Consider the following 18,573-nt stretch of genomic DNA (forward strand, 5'->3'; position numbering starts at 1 on the left):
CCAGGTGGGCCTTGCGTGGCCAAGGCGTCGTGGCCTGACTCGGGAGCGCGGGCCGTCGTTGTCGGTCCCGACGCCTGCCTCGCCCGCGCGGCCGCTGTGCGGTCATCGGGGTGACGTTTCGATGCGCCGTCCGGAACAGCGCGCGCGGAGTGCGTCTGGCAGCACGCGCGCCTGTCGCACGCCGGACACATGGGTTCGATGCAACGTCGATACCGTCCCGTTCGACCGGCACATCCCCGCCCGTTCCAGGCCTTTCCCGTCGCCATTGCGAGAATTCGCCGAAGAACGCGCTCAATTGCTGCTTGCCCCTGTCGCGATGCGTCGGCGACACTGCAAGACCAGTTCCGGCGCCATGCCCCCGATGCCGCACAACACCGACCTGATCAACATCGTCGCCGTCGGCCTGGTGACGGCGTTCGTGTTCGGTGCGCTCGCCAACAAGATGCGGCTCTCGCCGCTGGTCGGTTATCTCGTCGCCGGCATCATCGTCGGCCCCTTCACGCCCGGCTTCGTCGCCGATCAGGATCTCGCCAACCAGCTCGCCGAAATCGGCGTGATGCTGCTGATGTTCGGCGTCGGCCTGCACTTCTCGCTGAAGGACCTGATGGACGTGAAGTCCATCGCGATTCCGGGCGCGATCGCGCAGATCACCGTGGCGACCGTGCTCGGCTGGGGACTGGCCTGGGCGATGGGCTGGCCGATGGTCAGCGGTTTCGTGTTCGGCCTCGCGTTGTCGGTCGCCAGTACCGTGGTGTTGCTGCGTGCGATGGAGGAGCGGCGGCTGCTGGACACCCGACGGGGCAAGATCGCCGTCGGCTGGCTGATCGTCGAGGACCTGGTGATGGTGCTGGCGCTGGTGATGCTGCCGGTGCTGGCGGCGATCCAGGACAGCCGCGGCGCCGACGCCGCACCCGGGGTCGGCGCGATCGTGCTGATGATCGTGTGGACGCTGGTCAAGGTCAGCGCCTTCGTCGCGGTGATGCTGCTGGTCGGCCGCCGGGTGATTCCATGGGTGCTCGAGCGCATCGCCGGCACCGGACAGCGCGAGCTGTTCACGCTGTCGGTGCTCGCGATCGCGCTCGGCGTGGCGTTCGGCGCATCGACGCTGTTCGGCGTGTCCTTCGCGCTCGGCGCGTTCTTCGCCGGCATGGTGCTCAACGAATCGGAGTTCAGCCACGAGGCCGCGAACGATTCGCTCCCCCTGCGCGATGCATTCGCGGTGCTGTTCTTCGTCTCGGTGGGCATGCTGTTCAATCCGATGATCCTCGTCGAGCATCCGTGGCAGGTGCTGGCGACGTTCCTGATCATCGTGGTCGGCAAGTCGATCGCCGCGTACTGGATCGTGCGGCTGTTCAAGCATCCACGCTCGACCGCGCTGACGATCTCGACCAGCCTCGCGCAGATCGGCGAGTTCTCCTTCATCCTCGTCGGCCTCGGCGTCGCCCTGCAGCTGCTGCCCGAAACCGGGCGTGACCTCGTGCTGGCCGGTGCGCTGCTGTCGATGATCGTCAATCCCTTGCTGTTCGCCTGGCTCGACCGCTGGCAGGCGCGCCAGGAACTCGCCGCGCGCGCCGCCTCGGCCGAACATGCCGCGCCGCTGCCGCCCGAGCACGTGGTGCCCGACGACCTGCACGGCCACGCGATCCTGGTCGGCTACGGCCGGGTCGGCCGCCAGCTCGCCGATCTGCTGCAGCAGCGTGGCGTGCCGCTGGTGGTCGTCGAGGACGACAACGAGCTGGTGCGCCGGGGCCGCGAGCGCGGCTTCATCGTCGTGCGCGGCAACATCGCGTCCGAGCCGGTGATGCTCGACGCCGCGCCCGATCGCGCGGCGCTGGCGATCTTCGCGATCCCGCAGGCGCTGGAGGCCGGCGAGGCGATCGAGCGCATGAAGGCGGTCAATCCCGCGATCACCGTGCTGGCGCGCGCGCACAGCGACGGCGAGGTCCGCCATCTGCTCGAACACGGCGCCGACGGCGCAGTGCTGGCCGAGCGCGAGCTGGCGTATTCGCTGGCCGAAATGGTGATGTCGACGCCGCCGTTCCGTCCGGCACGTCCGGCCGCGGCGCCGCTGGACGCGCCCGCGCCCGGCTGACGATGCGCCTGGTCGTGCTCAGCGGTGCGGGCATTTCCGCCGAAAGCGGCATCCCCACGTTCCGCGATGCGCAGACCGGCCTGTGGGCCCGGTTCGATGCCGAGCACCTGGCGACCGAAGCCGCGTTCCGCGCCGACCCCGCGCTCGTCTGGGGCTGGTACCGCTGGCGTGCGGCGATGGTCGCCGCGGCAATGCCGAACGCCGCGCACCGCGACGTCGCCGCGCTTGCCGATGAAGACGGGCATGCGCTGACGGTGGTCACCCAGAACGTCGACGACCTGCACGAACGTGGCGGCGCACGCGACGTGCTGCATCTGCATGGACGCCTGCTGGCCTCGCGCTGCATCGGCTGCAGCGCGCGCGTAACACCGGACCCGATCCTCGCGCCGCCCTTGCCTCCGGCGGGCGGCACACGCGAATCACCACCTGCGTGCGCGGCCTGCGGTGCCGCGTTCCGGCCCGACGTCGTGTGGTTCGGCGAATCCCTGCCGACCGATGCGTGGCGCGCGGCCGAAGCCGCGGTCAACGCATGTGATCTGCTGGTGGTCGTCGGCACTTCGTCGCTGGTCTGGCCAGCCGCGGGCCTGCCCGACCGCGCGTTGCACGCCGGCACCCCGGTGCTGGAGATCAATCCGCAGCCGACGCCGCTGTCGGCGCGTGCCACCGCGCACTGGCCGATGACCGCCACTGCTGGCCTGGCGCGCTTGCGCGCGCATGTTCGCGAGGGGGCTGGCGATGTGCTGCGCCCCTGGGCAGGCTGAACGCTGTCGTCGCGTCTCGTTGACTGCCTGCGGGGAGTCCTCATACGTGCTGGACCACCAGGCACCTCCCATCACGTTCAACGCGCCCCCAGCCCACGTGCAGGAGCGCCTTCGTGAGGCGGTCTGGAGCACACGGCCTGGTGCGAGGCGAGCGTTTCGCTGCCGGACCAAATACTTCTGTAGGAGCGCGCTCGCGCGCGATGGGGCGTCATCGGTAAAGCCTCTTCGCGCGCAAGCGCGCTCCTACACTCAGGACCGCTTTCGTGAGGCGGTCTGAAGCGCTCGGCTTGGTGCGAGGCGGGCGCTTCGCTGTCTGTCCAAATGCTTTTGTAGGCGCGCGCTCGCGCGCGATGGGGCGTCTCCGGGAATGCCTCTCGCGCGCGCGAGCGCTCCTACAGGGATCGTCCTGGGCTGTCGGAAACGGGCGCCCGCTCTGACACGGGCGTCAGCGCAGCACGGACTCCAGATAGGGCTCCAGCTGCGGCCAGGCGAAGGTGAACCCGCGTGCCTGCAGCCGCGCTGGCAGCACGCGCTGGCCGTCGACGAGCAACGTCGCCATGTCGCCCAGGCCCAGTTCCAGCACGCGCGCCGGTGCGGCCAGTAGCGCAGGGCGGCGCAGGGCGTCGGCCAGCGCACGTGTGAATCGTGCGTTGTCCACGGGCTCGGGCGCGGTGAGGTTGAAGGCGCCGGTCGGTGCGTCCGCGTGGCCGTCGAGATGCGCGCGCAGCAGCGACACCGCGGCATCAACCCAGTCCTCGCGCGCGATCCAGCTCAGGACCTGCCGGCCATCGCCCAGCCGGGCCCCAAGGCCGAGGCCGAACGGCCACCGCAGGCGCTGCAGCATGCCGCCCGCGGGATGCAACACCACCCCGGTGCGCAGGCGCACGACCGGCAGGCGGTCCTCGACCGCGCAGGCCGCCTGCTCCCAGTCCGCGCACAGCCGATGCTGGAACTCGTCGTGCGGCGCGCTGGTCTCGTCCAGCGGCGCATCGCCCTGCGCGCCGTACCAGCCGATCGCCGATCCGCTGAGCAGCACCTTCGGCGGTGCCTGGGCCGAGCGGATCCAGTCGGTCACCACGCGCGTGGGAATCAGCCGACTGTCCAGCAATTGCTGCTTGCGCGCGTCGCTCCACCGACGGTCGGCGATGCCGGCGCCGGCGAGATTGACTACGGCGTCGAAACGGTCGTCGGCCCACAGCTGGCTGTAGGTGCGGACCTCGACCCCGTCGGGTGCCGGTGTCGATGCGCGGCGGGACAACCAGGTGACGTCCGCGCCCTCGCGGCGCAGGCGCTCGGTCAGCGCGCTGCCGAGGAATCCGCTGCCGCCGGTGATCAGGATATGCATTGCGGTTCCCGTGACTGCACTCGAGGCGGGCATGCTCTCAGACCGGCGCGCACGACGGTGTTACGGCGCGCGGGACGGAAGCGGCATCCTCCGGGCTGCGCACGATTGCCGTCCTCGACCGGGCCACCCTCCCCCGACGAGTGCCAGGCGCCGTACGACGAGGGACGCCGCCGCACGCACCGAGGCGTCGACGGCCATCGGGCGAGCAGGTGTGCGGATCGCCGAGACGCGGGCTGCGAGCCACGGCATCCGCGCATCGACGATCGCCCATGCGCGGGGCAGATGACGACCGGCAGTCGCCGCCCCGCCAGGGATCAACGCTTGGCGAACCCCAGCTCGCCGCCCGCGGCGTCGACGACGATCGTATCCCCGCTGGCGAAGTCGCCCGACAGGATGCGGTTGGCCAGCGGGTTCTCCAGCTGCTGCTGGATCGCGCGCTTGAGCGGCCGTGCGCCGTAGACCGGGTCGAAGCCGATGTTGCCGAGCAGTTCGAACGCCGCATCCGAAACCTCGATGCGCAGCCCGCGCTCGGCCAGGCGCTTCTCGAGCCCGCGCATCTGGATGCGCGCGATCTCGCGGATCTGCGCCTTGTCCAGCGGATGGAACACGACGATGTCGTCGAGCCGGTTGATGAACTCCGGCCGGAAATGCGCCTGCACCACGCCCATCACCGCCGCCTTCATCTGCGTGTAGGCCTCGGGCGAGCCGTCGCCGTCCATCGCCTGGATCTGGTGCGAACCGAGGTTCGACGTCATCACGATCACCGCATTGCGGAAATCGACCGTGCGGCCCTGGCCGTCGGTCAGGCGGCCGTCGTCGAGCACCTGCAGCAGGATGTTGAAGACGTCCGGATGGGCCTTCTCGACCTCGTCGAGCAGGATCACGCTGTAGGGCCGACGCCGCACGGCCTCGGTGAGGTAGCCGCCTTCCTCGTAGCCCACATAACCCGGGGGCGCTCCGATCAGGCGCGCGACCGAGTGCTTCTCCATGAACTCGCTCATGTCGATGCGCACCATCGCGTCGCTGGAATCGAACAGGAACTCGGCCAGCGCCTTGCACAGCTCGGTCTTGCCGACGCCGGTGGGGCCCAGGAACAGGAACGAGCCGGTCGGGCGATCGGGATCGCTGAGGCCCGCGCGCGAACGCCGCACCGAATCCGAGACGACCTTGATCGCTTCCTCCTGGCCGACCACGCGCGTGTGCAGCTGCGACTCCATCGCCAGCAGCTTCTCGCGCTCGCCCTCGAGCATCTTGCTGACCGGAATGCCGGTCCAGCGCGCGACGACCTGGGCGATTTCCTCCGCCGTCACCTTGTCCTGCAGCAGCGTGAAGCCCTGGGTTTCGGCCTCCTGCGCGGCCTGCAGCTGCTTTTCCAGTTCCGGGATGCGGCCGTACTGGATCTCGCTCATGCGCGCGTAATCCTGGGTGCGCTGCGCGGATTCGAGATCGTGCTTGGCCGCCTCGATCTGCTCCTTGATCTTCGTCGCGCCCTGCACGCTGGCCTTCTCGGCCTTCCAGACTTCCTCCATGTCGTTGTAGGCGCGCTCCAGCGTGGCGATCTCGCTTTCGAGATCCGCCAGGCGCTGCTTCGACTCGGCGTCCTTTTCCTTCTTCAGCGCCTCGCGCTGGATCTTGAGCTGGATCAGCCGGCGTTCCTTGCGGTCGAGCTCCTCGGGCTTGGAGTCGATCTCCATGCGGATGCGCGACGCCGCCTCGTCCATCAGATCGATGGCCTTGTCCGGCAGCTGGCGGTCGGCGATGTAGCGGTGCGACAGCGTGGCCGCGGCGACGATCGCCGGATCGGTGATCTCGACGCCGTGGTGCACGGCATAACGCTCTTTCAGTCCACGCAGGATCGCGATCGTGTCCTCCACCGACGGCTCGCCGACGAACACCTTCTGGAAACGACGCTCCAGCGCGGCGTCCTTCTCGACGTACTTGCGGTACTCGTCGAGCGTGGTCGCGCCGATGCAGTGCAGCTCGCCGCGCGCGAGCGCAGGCTTGAGCATGTTGCCCGCGTCCATCGCGCCATCGGCCTTGCCGGCGCCGACCATCGTGTGCAGTTCGTCGATGAAGAGAATGATCTGGCCTTCGTTCTTGGCCAGGTCGTTGAGCACGCCCTTCAGGCGTTCCTCGAACTCGCCGCGGTACTTCGCGCCGGCGATCAGCGCGCCCATGTCGAGCGACAGCACGCGCTTGCCGCGCAGGCCTTCGGGCACTTCGTTGTTGATGATGCGCTGGGCCAGGCCCTCGACGATCGCGGTCTTGCCCACGCCGGGTTCGCCGATCAGCACCGGGTTGTTCTTGGTCCTGCGCTGCAGCACCTGGATCGTGCGGCGGATCTCCTCGTCGCGGCCAACCACCGGATCGAGCTTGCCGCTCTCGGCGCGCGCGGTCAGGTCGATCGTGTATTTCTCCAGCGCCTGGCGCGCCTCCTCGGCGTTCTCGTCCTTGACGCTCTCGCCGCCGCGCACCTTGGTGATCGCCTCCTCGAGCCGCGCCTTGTCGGCGCCGGCGGCCTTGAGCGCCTTGCCGGCATCGCCGCCATCGTCGAGGGCGGCGAGCACGAACAGCTCGGACGCGATGAACGCATCACCGCGCTGCTGGGCCAGCTTGTCGGTGACGTTGAGCAGGCGCGACAGATCGTTGCCGACCGACAACTGGCCGGCCTGGCCGGTGACCTTGGGCAGCCGCTCCATCGCCTCGGTGAGGCGTTCGCGCAGCACCGGCACGTTGACGCCGGCCTGGCCGAGCAGCGGCCGCGTGCCGCCGCCCTGCTGGTCGAGCAGCGCCAGCAGCAGATGCACCGGTTCGATGAAATTGTGGTCGCGGCCCACGGCCAGCGACTGCGCGTCGCTCAGCGCCTGCTGGAACCGCGAGGTGAGCTTGTCCATCCGCATGGTGGGAATCCTCGAAAGATCGGGGCCGGCGACGCCGGCAATGTCCCGAACATGCGGCCGAAGCGGCGTGTTGCAAGCGCCGCACGCGACCGGGTCGGCGCCGACCTGCCGCCGCCCTCACCCGAGCCTTGCGGGCGCGGTCCTAGGGTGGCGTTTTCCCAGCCCGGAGCGGCACATGACCTACCGGCTCTACTACTGGACCGGCATCCAGGGCCGCGGCGAGTTCGTGCGCCTGGCGCTCGAGGACGCCGACGCGGACTACGTCGACGTGGCCCGCGAGGACGGCGACGACGCGATCCAGCCCTTCCTCGATGGCGACCGCGACGGCCCGCGCCCGTTCGCGCCGCCGTTCCTGGTCGCCGGCGACCGCGTCGTCGCCCAGGTCGCCAACATCCTGCATTTCCTCGGCCCGAGGCTCGATCTGGTGCCCGAAGGCGAGGCGGCACGGCTGCAGGCGCTGCAGTTGCAGCTCACGATCGCCGACCTCGTCACCGAGATCCACGACAGCCACCATCCGATCGCCAGCGCGGCGTACTACGAGGACCAGCAGGACGCGGCCAAGCGCCGCGCCGCCGACCTGCGCGCGCACCGGCTGCCGAAGTTCCTGGGGTACTTCGAGCAGATCGTCGCGCGCGGCGACGGCCATGCACTGGGCGTGCATTCGTATGTCGACCTGTCGCTGTTCCAGATACTGCGCGGCCTCGACTACGCGTATCCGAAGGCGATGGCGACGCTGTCACCGCGGCTGCCTGCGCTCCGTGCGCTGGACGCCCGGGTGGCCGGGCGGCCCAACATCGCGGCCTATCTGGGCTCGACGCGTCGGCTTGCGTTCAATGCCCAGGGCATCTTCCGCCATTACCCTGAGCTCGACGGCGACACGGGCGGCTGACCGGTGCGGGCTGCAGCCGGCGCGTGGATGGTGCGCAGCCGCGGCCCGCGCCCGGCGACACGCGCGGCGGCATCCGATTCCTCGTGACGTGGCCTGCAAAGACCTTTTTTGACCGATCGCCCCCTGGGCCGTCGGACAGCCCGGTCATCCGGCCTCGGCGAGAACGGCACTGACCCGCGTCGCCAGCGCCTCGAGTGTGAAGGGCTTCCCGATCAGCTGGACGCCCGGTTCGAGCACACCGTCGTGCACCAGCGTGTTGCGGCTGTTGCCGGTCGCGAACAGCACTTTCAGGTCCGGGCGGCGGGCCAGTGCCGCGTCCGCGAGCTGTCGGCCATTGACCTCCGGCATCACGACGTCGGTGAACAGCAGGGCGATCGCGGGATGCGCCTCGAGGAGCGCCAGTGCGCCGACGGCGCCATCGGTGGCGAGCACCCGATAGCCCAGCTCGGTCAGGGCCTCGGCGCAGAATTGCCGCACCGTCGGCTCGTCGTCGACGACGAGGACCAGCTCCCCGCGGCCCCGCCTCGGCGCGGCCGCAGCCACGGCGGCGGTGGCCGCCTCGACGTCGGTGGCGTGGCGCGGCAGATAAAGCGTCACCACCGTGCCCTGGCCGACATCGGAGCGCATCGTCACGTGGCCCGCGGACTGGCGTACGAAGCCGTACACCTGCGACAGCCCGAGGCCGGTGCCCTTGCCGACCCCCTTGGTCGTGTAGAACGGATCGAACGCCCGGGCCATCACCTCGGGCGGCATGCCGCTGCCGGAATCCGACACCGTGATCACGACGTAGTCGCCCGGCGGCACATCCGCCCGGCCGCCGGCGTCGACGCGCGCGTTGCCCGTGGCGATCGTCAACCGGCCGCCTCCCGGCATCGCGTCTCGCGCGTTGACCGCCAGGTTGAGGATCACGTTCTCCAGCTGGTTGGCGTCGACGTGGACCCACCACACGTCGTCGGCCAGCACGGTCTCCAGGCGCACGCTGGCCCCCAGCGAATGCCCCAGCAGTTCCGACATGCCCGCCACCAGCCGGTTCGCGTCCACCGCCACCGGCTGCAGCGGCTGCTGGCGTGCGAACGCGAGCAACCGCTGGGTGAGCTGCGCGGCCCGGCTCGCGCCGTCGATCGCCATGTCGATGTAGCGCTTCGCCCGGGGATCCACCTGGTCACCGAGGCGCGAGACCAGAAGATCCAGCGGGCCGATCACCGTCGCGAGCATGTTGTTGAAATCGTGGGCGATGCCGCCGGTCAGCTGGCCGACGGCCTCCATCTTCTGGCTCTGCCGCAGCGCGTCCTCCACCCGCGCACGCTCCGCCACCTCGGCGAGCACGCGACTTTCCAGCTGCTCGTTCAATTCCTGCAGGCGCGCATCGGCATGCTTGCGCGCGGTCACATCGATCACCACGCCCACGACGCGCAGACACCGCCCGCCGTCGAAGAGGCCGCGGCCCTTGGCGGCCACCCAGCGCACCACGCCGTCCGCCTTGCCGATGGTCCGGTATTCCACGTCGTAGAGCGCACGCCGGGCCGGATCCGCCGCCGCTTCGAACGCCGCGGTGGTGGCGTCGCGATCCTCCGGGTGCAGGCCGTCGTAGAAATCGCGCAGCGAGACCTCGGTGTCGCTGGAAATGCCGAACATCGCCCGGGTGCGGGTCGACCAGATCAACACGTCATGCACCAGGTCGACGTCCCAGAAGCCCATGTCGCCGGCCTCGGTGGCCAGACGCAGGCGCTCTTCGCTCTCCGCCAGTGCCGCCTCGGCCGCCTTGCTGGCCGAGAGGTCGAGCATCGCGCCGATCATGCGCACGGGCGTGCCGGCCTCGTCGCGGAGCACGGTGCCGCGATCCAGGACGGCGGCATGGCTGCCGTCGGCACGGCGGAACCGGTATTCGGCCGTCCACACCGACCCGGCGCCTTCGATGACGGCATGGATGCCGGCATCGATGCGTGCACGGTCGTCGGGGTGGATGTGGTCGAGCCACCACTGCGCGTCCGTCTCGGTCACGGCATGGCCGAACAGCGTGGTCAGCGCCGCGTTCCAGACCACCTGGCCGTCGACGATGCGCCAGTCCCAGATCGCGTCGTTGGTGGCGCGGGCAGCGAGCCGGTAGCGTTCCTCGAACTCGAGGTGGCGGGCCTCGGCCGCCTTGCGGTCGGTGATGTCGAGCGAGGTGCCGACCAGGCCGACCACCTGGCCGTCGGCATCGCGCAGCGGGGCCTTGGTCGACAGCCACCACGACTGCCGTCCGTCCGCCAGGCTGATCGCTTCCTCGATCTGCTCACCTTGGCCGCTGGCCATGATGCGTGCGTCGGTCGCCATCACCGCGGCCGCCTGGGCGGCATCGCCGAGCAGTTCGGCATCGGTGCGGCCGATGTAGGCCTCCGGCGGGCGGCCGATCAGTTCGGTCGTGGCGCGGTTGCCGATCAGCAGGCGTCCCTGCCGGTCCTTGGCATACACCACGCCGGGCGCGGCATCGACGAACGAGCGCAGCAGCGTCTGCGCCTGGTCGCGCTCGGATTCGAGCCGGCGGCGCTCGTCGACGTCGACCAGCACGCCGGAGAACTCGACCGCCCGTCCGTCGGCATCGAGGTCGACCCGACCGATCGCCTCGAGCCAGCGATACCGGCCGTCGGAGCCACGGGCGCGGTACTCGTGCGCGTACCGGCCGCCGCGTCGCATCGCGTCGGCAATCGCGGCCTCCAGGCCGGGTGCGTCGTCGGGGTGTACGGCGGCCACGATCTGGCCGAGCGGCAGCGCGTCGCGCGCCGCGGCCGGGTCCAGGCCGAAGGCGTCGGCCAGCGCCTCGTCGACCGTCACCCGGTCACGCGTGACGTCCCAGAACCAGGTGCCGACGATCGCGCCGGCGGCGCGCGCCAGTTGCACGCGCGCGGTGTCGCGCTCGGCGGCGCCGTCTGTCGTGTCCGAAGGATTCAAGAGGAGTCTCGCGGGGGCGCCGGGGCCGGATGCGGCCATTCTCACAAATTGCCGGAGGCCTTCGCGAGCCGAGCGCTCAGAGGAAGCGGTCGGCCGTGCCCGGTGGCGGCACCATGCAGGCCTCGTGGCGGCCGAACAGCCGGTAGCGCTGGCGCGCGAGCAGGCGATAGCCGGCGTCGCGCAGCCGGCGCGGCACGATGCGCAGCAGCACGGCGAGCCGCCACCCGCCGCCGAGCCGGCGCAGCACTTCGATGACCGCCGCGCTGTCGTGCCAGGCCGCCTCGCCGTCGACCAGCAGGAACGACACCGGATCGGCGGGATCGATGCCGTGCGCGTGCAGCAGGTCGCGGCCGACGGCGTCCTGCATCGCCGCGAACCGGAAGCCGGTGCGCCGGTCGTGGCGCAGCAGAAACCGCACCCAGCCGTTGCATAGCGCGCAGACGCCGTCGAAGACGACGATCGGGCCGCCGGCGGTCACGATGCTTGGCGAGGGGGCAGTCGGATTCACATGGGTTTTCCCGGCACGCGACCATCATGCTGCAATGCGCCAAACACCGGAACCCGCCCGCCCCGATCTCGCCGCGGCTGTCGCCGCGCTCCCGCCGCCCCCGGCACTGCCGGACGACGCCGCCCTCTTCCTCGATGTCGACGGCTGCCTGCTGCCGTTCGCACCGCGTCCCGATGCGGTCGAGGTGCCGCCTGCACTGGTCGCCCGCCTGGTCGCGCTGCAGACGCATCTGCAGGGCGCGCTGGCCCTGGTCAGCGGCCGCAGCATCGCGACCCTCGACCAGCTGTTCGCTCCGGCAGTGTTCACCGCGGCCGGCCTGCACGGCGTCGAGCGCCGGCGCGCCGGCCAGGCGTTGGGCGCACGCGAGGTCCCGCCGGAACTGGCGCGCGTCCGCGACGCCGCGATGCAGCTGGCGCACGACCACCCCGGGGCCCTGGTCGAGGACAAAGGGCTTGCGATCGGCCTGCACTGGCGCATGGCGCCGGAGGCGACGAAGACCGCGACGGGGGCCGCGCTGCGCGCCTTCGCCGCTGGCGCGCTGACCGGCCTGCCGGACTACCAGCTGCAGCCCGGCGACCACGTCATCGAACTGCGTCCGCGTCATGCCGACAAGGGCAGCGCGATCCTCGCGTTTCTCGACGAAGCGCCGTTCGCCGGCCGGGTGCCGGTGTTCGCCGGCGACGATCTCACCGACGAGCCGGGCTTCGCGGCCGTCGAGGCCCACGGCGGCCTCAGCATCCTCGTCGGCGATCGTCCGGGCAGCGCCGCGCGCTTCCGGCTGGCCTCGCCGGCCGCCGTGCACCGCTGGCTCGGTGTGCCGGCCACCCCACCTGCTCCGGAGACCCCCCGATGACTCCACCGCTCGCCCCCAGCCTCGATCTCGGCCTCGTCGGCAACGGCACCTTCGGGGCACTGTTCGATGCGCGCGCCCGGCTGGTCTGGTCGTGCCTGCCGGCCTTCGACGGCGATCCGGCCTTCTGTGCGCTCCTGTCGCCGCACGAAGGCCACGGCGACTGGTCGATCGAACTCGACGATTTCGAACGCAGCGAACAGAGCTACGTCGAGAACACCGCGATCCTGCGCACCGTGCTCTTCGATCGCCACGGCGCCTCGATCGAGATCACCGACTTCGCCCCGCGCTGGCGCCAGCACGACCGCTTCTACCGGCCGGTGATGCTGATGCGCCGCATCCGACTGCTGTCGGGCAGCCCGCGCATCCGCGTGCTGCTGCGCCCGCTGGCCGACTGGGGCGCACGCGCGCCCGACAGCACCTGGGGCAGCAACCACATCCGCTTCGTGCTGCCGGACTTCACCCTGCGCGCGACCACCGACATGCCGATCCGCCTGCTGCGCGAGGGCCTGCCGTTCGTCGTCGACCGCGACCTGCATTTCATCCTCGGCCCCGACGAGACTCTGACCCAGCCGTTGCCCGAGTTCGTCCGCGACGGCCTGCACCGCACCACTGCCTACTGGCGCGAGTGGGTGCGCTACCTGTCGATTCCGCTGGATTTCCAGGAGGCGGTGATCCGCAGCGCGATCACGTTGAAGCTGTGCCAGTACGAGGAGAGCGGCGGCATCATCGCGGCGATGACGACCTCGATCCCGGAAGCCGCCGACACCGAGCGCAACTGGGACTACCGCTACTGCTGGGTCCGCGATTCGGCCTTCGTCGTGCGTGCGCTCAACCGCCTCGGCGCGACGCGCACGATGGAGGAATACATCCGCTACATCTTCAACCTCACGGTCGGCGACGACGGCGACATGCAGCCGCTGTACGGCATCGCCTTCGAGCACGAGCTGACCGAGGAAACGATGCCGGCGCTGGCCGGTTACCGCGGCATGGGCCCGGTGCGTCGCGGCAATCTGGCCTACGTGCAGCGCCAGCACGACACCTACGGCAGCGTAGTGCTGGCCTCGACCCAGCTGTTCTTCGACCGGCGTCTCGAGCATCGCGGTGACGAGGCGACCTTCCGCAAGCTCGAGCCGTTGGGCGAACTCGCGTGGAAGCTCTACGACCAGCCCGACGCCGGCCTGTGGGAATTCCGCGGCAAGGCGCACGTGCACACGTATTCGGCGGTGATGTGCTGGGCCGCGTGTGACCGGCTCGGCAAGATCGCCGCGCAGCTCGGCCTCGACGCGCCGGCGACGTCCTGGCGCGAGCGGGCCGACACGATGCGCGCACGGATCATGGAAGAGGCGTGGAACGCCGAACTCGGCACGTTCGCCGATGCCTTCGGCGGCGACCGGCTCGATGCCTCGCTGCTGCTGCTCGCCGACCTCGGCTTCGTCACGCCCGACGATCCGCGCTTCGTCGGCACCGTCGAGGCGATCGGCCGCACGCTGCGTCACGGCGACGGCCTGTTCCGCTACGTCACGCCGGACGACTTCGGTGCGCCGGAGACCAGCTTCACGATCTGCACGTTCTGGTACATCGACGCGCTGGCCTCGATCGGCCGCGAGCACGAGGCGCGCACCCTGTTCGAGACCCTGCTGTCGCGTCGCAACCATCTCGGCCTGTTGTCGGAAGACCTGGAATTCGAGACCGGCGAGGCCTGGGGCAACTTCCCGCAGACGTATTCGCACGTCGGCCTGATCATGGCCGCGATGCGGCTGTCGCGCTCCTGGAAGGAAGCCGCATGAGCCGCCTGATCGTCGTTTCCAATCGCGTCGCGCTGCCCGACTCGAGCCAGAACGGCGGCCTGGCGACGGCGCTCGACGCGGCGCTGAAGGAATCGGGCGGTCTGTGGTTCGGCTGGAGCGGCAAGGTCGCGCGCGCGCATTCGGGCGAACTTCACCGCACCACGTCTGACGGCATCGACTACCTCACCGTCGATCTGTCGCGCGAAGACTACGAGGGCTACTACAACGGGTTCTCCAACCGCACGCTGTGGCCGCTGCTGCATTTCCGGCTCGACCTCGTCGACTACAACGCGATGACCCAGGCCGCCTACCGCGGGGTCAATGCGCTGTTCGCCGAGAAGCTGGCCAAGGAAGTCCGCGACGAGGACATCGTCTGGATCCACGACTACCACCTGCTGCCACTGGCCCAGGAACTGCGCCGCCGCGGCGTGCGCGCGCGGCTGGGCTTCTTCCTGCATGTGCCATTTCCCTCGGCCGACATCATCGCGGGCCTGCCGCATCACGAGAAAACCTTCGGCGCGCTGTCGTCCTACGATCTGGTCGGCTTCCAGACCGAGCGCGACCTCGAGCGCTTCCAGGATTACATCCGCCTGTTCCGCGGCGGCCAGGTCGCCGGACGCGGTGAACTGCGCGAGCAGGACGGCCGCCTGTTCCGCGCCGGCGCGTTCCCGATCGGCATCGACGCCAGCGGCCTGGCCTCGCTCGCGCAGAACGCCGTGCGCATTCCCGCGGTCAAGCGGCTGCAGGCCAGCCTCAACGGCCGTGCGCTGGCGATCGGCGTCGACCGGCTCGACTATTCCAAGGGCCTGCCCGAGCGCTTCCGCGCGTTCGAGCGGTTTCTCGAACGGCACGACGACCAGCATGGCCGCGTGACCTATCTGCAGATCGCGCCGGTCTCACGCGGCGGTGTCGCCAGCTACCGCGCCCTGCGGCGCGAGCTCGAGCAATACGCCGGCCACATCAACGGCGGCCATGCAGACCCGGAGTGGACCCCGGTGCGCTACGTCAACCGAACCTACCCGCACGCCACGCTGACCGGCTTCTACCGGATGTCGCGCATCGGCCTGGTCACGCCGCTGCGTGACGGCATGAACCTGGTGGCCAAGGAATTCGTCGCCGCCCAGGATCCCGAGCAGCCCGGCGCGCTGGTCCTGTCGATCTTCGCGGGCGCCGCGCGCGAGCTCGACGGCGCGCTGCTGATCAACCCCTTCGACAGCGACGGCGTCGCCGACGCGATTGCCGCCGCAGTCAAGATGCCGGTCGAGGAACGTCGCGAGCGCTGGCATTCGATGATGGCGCGCATCTGCGACTACGACATCCACGCCTGGCGCCGGGATTTCCTGCAGTCGCTCGAGGCGACGCGGGCGTAATCGCCCGATCTTCGTGGGTCGCGGGTCGCGAACGCGCCCGCGTCCGTTGCCACCGGACCGTGGAACGCTGGCGGCGCGGCGCGCCGCCGGGCGCCGTCCGGCGCCGGCCGCGCAGGCCCTCAGAGCGCCGTCGGCTGGATGATCTCCACCCAGTAGCCGTCCGGGTCCTTGATGAAGGCGAGCGACTTCATGCTGCCGTCGCTGAGCCGCTTCTGGAACGTGACGCCCAGCGATTCGAAGCGCGCGCAGGCCGCGTGCACGTCCGGCACGCTGACGCAGATGTGGCCGAAGCCGCGCGGGTCGGAATTGCCGTCGTGGTACACCGGCCCGGCTTCGGACTCGGTGCCGTGGTTGTGAGTGAGTTCGAGCACGCCGCGCTGGCGCGCCAGCCATTCGCGGCGCGCGTCGTCGCCGTCCGGGATGTCGCCGGCGTCGTCGACCAGCACCAGGAACAGCAGCGAGAACTTCGCCTGTTCGAAATCGATCTTGCGTACCAGGGTGAAGCCGAGCACGCGGGTGTAGAAATCCAGCGACGCGACCGGATCCTTGATCCGCAGCATCGTGTGGTTGAAGACGAAGCCGTGGGTGGCGGCGTCGCGGTCGGCGGTCACGCCGGGGACGCGAGCGAGGTCGGCGCGGGTCTGTGCGGTCATGGCACGGCTCCGGGGAAAGGATGGCCGGCCATTATCGGCGATCGCCGCGTGGCGACCGCGTGCGGATCACACCGCGGCGTCGGCCTCGACGGCGGGCGCGTCCGCGTGCATCGGCAAACCATCGGATTCGGGCGCCAGCCAGCCGCCGTAGCGGATCAGCGGCCCGGCCAGCGGCAGCGTGGCCTCGACTTCGAACGCGTAGTAGCCGTCGAGTTCGCGCTCGTTACAACGCACGTCGCGAAACAGCGCGGCCGGCAGCGGCAGCGCGCCCAGGACGCGCGCACCGACGACGTTCCAGTAGATCGTGCCGTCGTGCGTGTGCAGCACGAAACGCAGCTGGATCGCGCCGAGACGCTCGCGCAGCTGCCCGTCGCGATGCCACAGCCGCGAGCGCATGCGCGAGGCCCGCGGCGGCACGCCGAACTGACGGTTCCAGATCTCTCCCTTGGGCCCGGTGGCGAATTCGACCGTCAGCGGCGCGTCGGTCATCGCTGCCGGCAGACCCGCCAGGCGGCCGCACAGCCGCGACAACAGGCCGCGCCCGCGCGTGACCGTCACCCGGCCCGCGTAGCGCGTGCTGCCGTGGGCGCCGTGCAGCGTCCGCAGCGTTTCCGGCAGGCGGAAGAACGCGGCGCCGAGCAGCGTCTGGTACAGGGTGGGCGTCATGCGGGGGAGATCGACATCGGGCCGCGCAGGATAGCGCCGGATCACGCTGGCGGGGATGGGTCCGTGCGTCCCTGCAGGGCCAGCAGGCCGACCAGCGCCGCCAGGACCGCGTATGCGGCCGCGAAGTTGAACGCGATCGCCTGGCGCAGGCCCTCGAGCTGCCATGGCAGCACCAGCGCGCCGGTCGGATGCACCGAGTGGATCACGCCGAACAAGGTGGCGACGGCCGCGGCCAGCAGGGTCGCCACCGCGATGCCGGTGCGCCGGTCGACCAGCGCGACCAGCGCGGTCGCCCACAGCATCGCGGTGATGATGAAGCCGTTGCCGAGCACGACGATCGTCGCCATCTCCGGCAGGCCGTGCCCGGCATCGACCTGCGCGTACAGCGCGGCCATGCGCGCGGGATCGATCCACGCCGGATTGCCGAACTTGATGTTGAGCAGGTAGGCGATCGCCGGCAGGAATGCCAGCGACACCGCGATCGCATGCTCGCGTTTCGTGCTGTGGAAGGCCTGCACGGTGATGTCGATACCGACGAAGACGATGATCGGCGCGAGCACCGCGACCGGCAGCCACTGCACGAGCCCCGACACGAGACCGAGCATGCCGCCGATGCCGATGAACAGGCCCGTCAGCAGCGTGTAGCCGGTGCGCGCGCCCATGTGCTTGTAGGCCGGCTGGCCGATGTAGGGCGTGGTCTGCGCGACACCGCCGCAGACGCCGGCGACCAGCGTCGACACCGCTTCGACCAGCAGCACGTCGCGCGTGCGGTAGTCGTCACCGGCGGCGCGCGCGCTCTCGCTGACGTTGATGCCGCCGACGACCATCAGCAGGCCGAACGGCAGCAGCAGCGACAGATACGGCAGCGTCGCCGGCAGGCCATCGACGAACCCGAGATTCGGCCACGGCAGCGCGGGCGCCGGCCAGCTGGCATCAGGCAACGCGAAGCCCGGCGACAGACCGGCGAGCCCGAGGCCGTAGTAAAGCGCCAGACCGACGAGCAGCGCGAACGGCACGCCGGGCAGGCGCAGCGGCACCGGGCCACGCGCGACCAGCACGTACAGCAGCAGGCCGAGCGTCGCGAAGCCGGCGACCGGCGAGCGCAGCGTCTCGATCAGCGGCAGGAAACCGAGCAGCATCAGCGCCGCGCCGCCGATCGAACCCAGCAGCGCCGCACGCGGCACGACGCGGGTGATCCAGTCGCCGGCGAACGACAGCACGAGTTTCAGCGCGCCCATCACGACCAGCGAGGCCATGCCGAGCTGCCAGGTCGCGATGCCGGCGGCGTCCGCCTCCATGCCCTGCTGGCGGAAGGCGACGAACGCCGGGCCCAGCACCAGCAGTGCCATGCCGATGCTGGTCGGCGCATCGAGACCCAGCGGCATCGCGGTGACGTCGTCGCGCCCGGTGCGCTGCGCGAGGCGCCGCGCCATCCACGTGTACATCAGGTTGCCGACCAGCACGCCGAAGGCCGTGCCCGGGAACATGCGCCCGAACACGATGTCGGCCGGCACGCCGAAAATCCCGATCAGCGCCGCGGCGATGAAGCCGAGGATGGACAGGTTGTCGACGACGAGGCCGAAGAAGCCGTTCATGTCGCCGGGGACGAACCAGCGGCGCGATGCGTCGACGGTGTGCTGCGGGGAGGACGAAGCCATCGGAATCCTTGGATCGTATTGAACACCGGCCCGTCATTCCGGCGAAGGCCGGGCCTTTAACGGACTGATGTCCGGTCATCCATTTTTTTGCTTTGAGACTCTTCGCGCGCTGCGCTGGAACACCGCGCCGCGAAGATCAGAATGGATTCCCGCTTTCGCG

Annotated in this window: 13 protein-coding genes; 6 read left to right on the top strand and 7 right to left on the bottom strand. The window is 70.2% G+C overall.

Features of this window, described 5'->3' with window-relative positions:
- Positions 1–361: 361 nt before the first annotated feature.
- On the top strand, positions 362–2,092 hold the full coding sequence (gene ybaL / locus ACF3M1_RS13475) for a YbaL family putative K(+) efflux transporter (protein WP_394005278.1): 1,731 nt from the start codon (positions 362–364) through the stop codon (positions 2,090–2,092).
- A 2-nt stretch (positions 2,093–2,094) separates the two neighbouring features.
- Entirely contained in the window at positions 2,095–2,853 is a 759-nt protein-coding gene (locus ACF3M1_RS13480; protein WP_394001456.1) for an NAD-dependent deacetylase, read from the top strand.
- 445 nt (positions 2,854–3,298) lie between these two features.
- On the opposite strand, the gene ACF3M1_RS13485 is transcribed toward ACF3M1_RS13480, so the two are convergent.
- Both ACF3M1_RS13485 and clpB read right to left on the bottom strand, forming a co-directional pair.
- Positions 3,299–4,198, bottom strand: coding sequence for a TIGR01777 family oxidoreductase (locus ACF3M1_RS13485; RefSeq protein WP_394001458.1), 900 nt, complete (start codon positions 4,196–4,198; stop codon positions 3,299–3,301).
- A gap of 314 nt (positions 4,199–4,512) precedes the next feature.
- Positions 4,513–7,098, bottom strand: a complete 2,586-nt coding sequence (gene clpB / locus ACF3M1_RS13490; protein WP_394001460.1) for an ATP-dependent chaperone ClpB — start codon at positions 7,096–7,098, stop codon at positions 4,513–4,515.
- A 175-nt stretch (positions 7,099–7,273) separates the two neighbouring features.
- Here clpB and ACF3M1_RS13495 point away from each other — a divergent pair, with 175 nt between their 5' ends.
- Entirely contained in the window at positions 7,274–7,987 is a 714-nt protein-coding gene (locus ACF3M1_RS13495; RefSeq protein ID WP_394001462.1) for a glutathione S-transferase, read from the top strand.
- Positions 7,988–8,131: 144 nt separating this feature from the next.
- Here the strand turns inward: ACF3M1_RS13495 and ACF3M1_RS13500 are convergent, their stop codons facing one another.
- Together ACF3M1_RS13500 and ACF3M1_RS13505 are read right to left on the bottom strand one after the other, a co-directional pair.
- The gene (locus ACF3M1_RS13500) at positions 8,132–10,918 is read right to left on the bottom strand and encodes a PAS domain-containing protein (protein WP_394001464.1); all 2,787 of its coding nucleotides are present in this window, start codon (positions 10,916–10,918) and stop codon (positions 8,132–8,134) included.
- Positions 10,919–10,994: 76 nt separating this feature from the next.
- Positions 10,995–11,426, bottom strand: coding sequence for a thiol-disulfide oxidoreductase DCC family protein (locus ACF3M1_RS13505; protein ID WP_394001466.1), 432 nt, complete (start codon positions 11,424–11,426; stop codon positions 10,995–10,997).
- Positions 11,427–11,460: 34 nt separating this feature from the next.
- On the opposite strand from ACF3M1_RS13505, the gene otsB reads away from it, so the two are divergent.
- The 3 genes from otsB to otsA are packed head-to-tail and all read left to right on the top strand — an operon-like array spanning position 11,461 to position 15,436.
- Positions 11,461–12,279: a trehalose-phosphatase gene (gene otsB, locus ACF3M1_RS13510; protein ID WP_394001468.1), complete on the top strand. Its 819-nt coding sequence runs from the start codon at positions 11,461–11,463 to the stop codon at positions 12,277–12,279.
- Positions 12,276–14,066, top strand: a complete 1,791-nt coding sequence (locus tag ACF3M1_RS13515) for a glycoside hydrolase family 15 protein (RefSeq protein ID WP_394001470.1) — start codon at positions 12,276–12,278, stop codon at positions 14,064–14,066. Before otsB ends, ACF3M1_RS13515 begins: the two co-directional genes overlap by 4 nt.
- Positions 14,063–15,436, top strand: a complete 1,374-nt coding sequence (gene otsA / locus ACF3M1_RS13520; RefSeq protein WP_394001472.1) for an alpha,alpha-trehalose-phosphate synthase (UDP-forming) — start codon at positions 14,063–14,065, stop codon at positions 15,434–15,436. Before ACF3M1_RS13515 ends, otsA begins: the two co-directional genes overlap by 4 nt.
- A gap of 119 nt (positions 15,437–15,555) precedes the next feature.
- Here otsA and gloA read toward each other — a convergent pair whose 3' ends face one another.
- From gloA to ACF3M1_RS13535, 3 genes are all read right to left on the bottom strand, one after another.
- A complete protein-coding gene (gloA, locus tag ACF3M1_RS13525; RefSeq protein WP_394001474.1) occupies positions 15,556–16,089 on the bottom strand; it encodes a lactoylglutathione lyase in 534 nt (177 codons plus the stop codon).
- 66 nt (positions 16,090–16,155) lie between these two features.
- On the bottom strand, positions 16,156–16,755 hold the full coding sequence (locus ACF3M1_RS13530; protein WP_394001476.1) for a DUF4166 domain-containing protein: 600 nt from the start codon (positions 16,753–16,755) through the stop codon (positions 16,156–16,158).
- A gap of 41 nt (positions 16,756–16,796) precedes the next feature.
- A complete protein-coding gene (locus ACF3M1_RS13535) occupies positions 16,797–18,413 on the bottom strand; it encodes a hypothetical protein (protein WP_394001478.1) in 1,617 nt (538 codons plus the stop codon).
- Positions 18,414–18,573 lie beyond the last annotated feature (160 nt).

The organism is Luteimonas sp. WGS1318, assembly GCF_043187535.1.
Taxonomy (GTDB): Bacteria; Pseudomonadota; Gammaproteobacteria; order Xanthomonadales; family Xanthomonadaceae; genus Luteimonas.

Bases quoted from the DNA above. Each gene is read 5' to 3' on its own strand.
- ybaL (WP_394005278.1), top strand. From the start codon at position 362: ATGCCGCACAACACCGACCTGATCAACATCGTCGCCGTCGGCCTGGTG.
- ACF3M1_RS13480 (WP_394001456.1), top strand. From the start codon at position 2,095: ATGCGCCTGGTCGTGCTCAGCGGTGCGGGCATTTCCGCCGAAAGCGGC.
- ACF3M1_RS13485 (WP_394001458.1), bottom strand. From the start codon at position 4,198: ATGCATATCCTGATCACCGGCGGCAGCGGATTCCTCGGCAGCGCGCTG.
- clpB (WP_394001460.1), bottom strand. From the start codon at position 7,098: ATGCGGATGGACAAGCTCACCTCGCGGTTCCAGCAGGCGCTGAGCGAC.
- ACF3M1_RS13495 (WP_394001462.1), top strand. From the start codon at position 7,274: ATGACCTACCGGCTCTACTACTGGACCGGCATCCAGGGCCGCGGCGAG.
- otsB (WP_394001468.1), top strand. From the start codon at position 11,461: ATGCGCCAAACACCGGAACCCGCCCGCCCCGATCTCGCCGCGGCTGTC.
- ACF3M1_RS13515 (WP_394001470.1), top strand. From the start codon at position 12,276: ATGACTCCACCGCTCGCCCCCAGCCTCGATCTCGGCCTCGTCGGCAAC.
- otsA (WP_394001472.1), top strand. From the start codon at position 14,063: ATGAGCCGCCTGATCGTCGTTTCCAATCGCGTCGCGCTGCCCGACTCG.
- gloA (WP_394001474.1), bottom strand. From the start codon at position 16,089: ATGACCGCACAGACCCGCGCCGACCTCGCTCGCGTCCCCGGCGTGACC.
- ACF3M1_RS13530 (WP_394001476.1), bottom strand. From the start codon at position 16,755: ATGACGCCCACCCTGTACCAGACGCTGCTCGGCGCCGCGTTCTTCCGC.
- ACF3M1_RS13535 (WP_394001478.1), bottom strand. From the start codon at position 18,413: ATGGCTTCGTCCTCCCCGCAGCACACCGTCGACGCATCGCGCCGCTGG.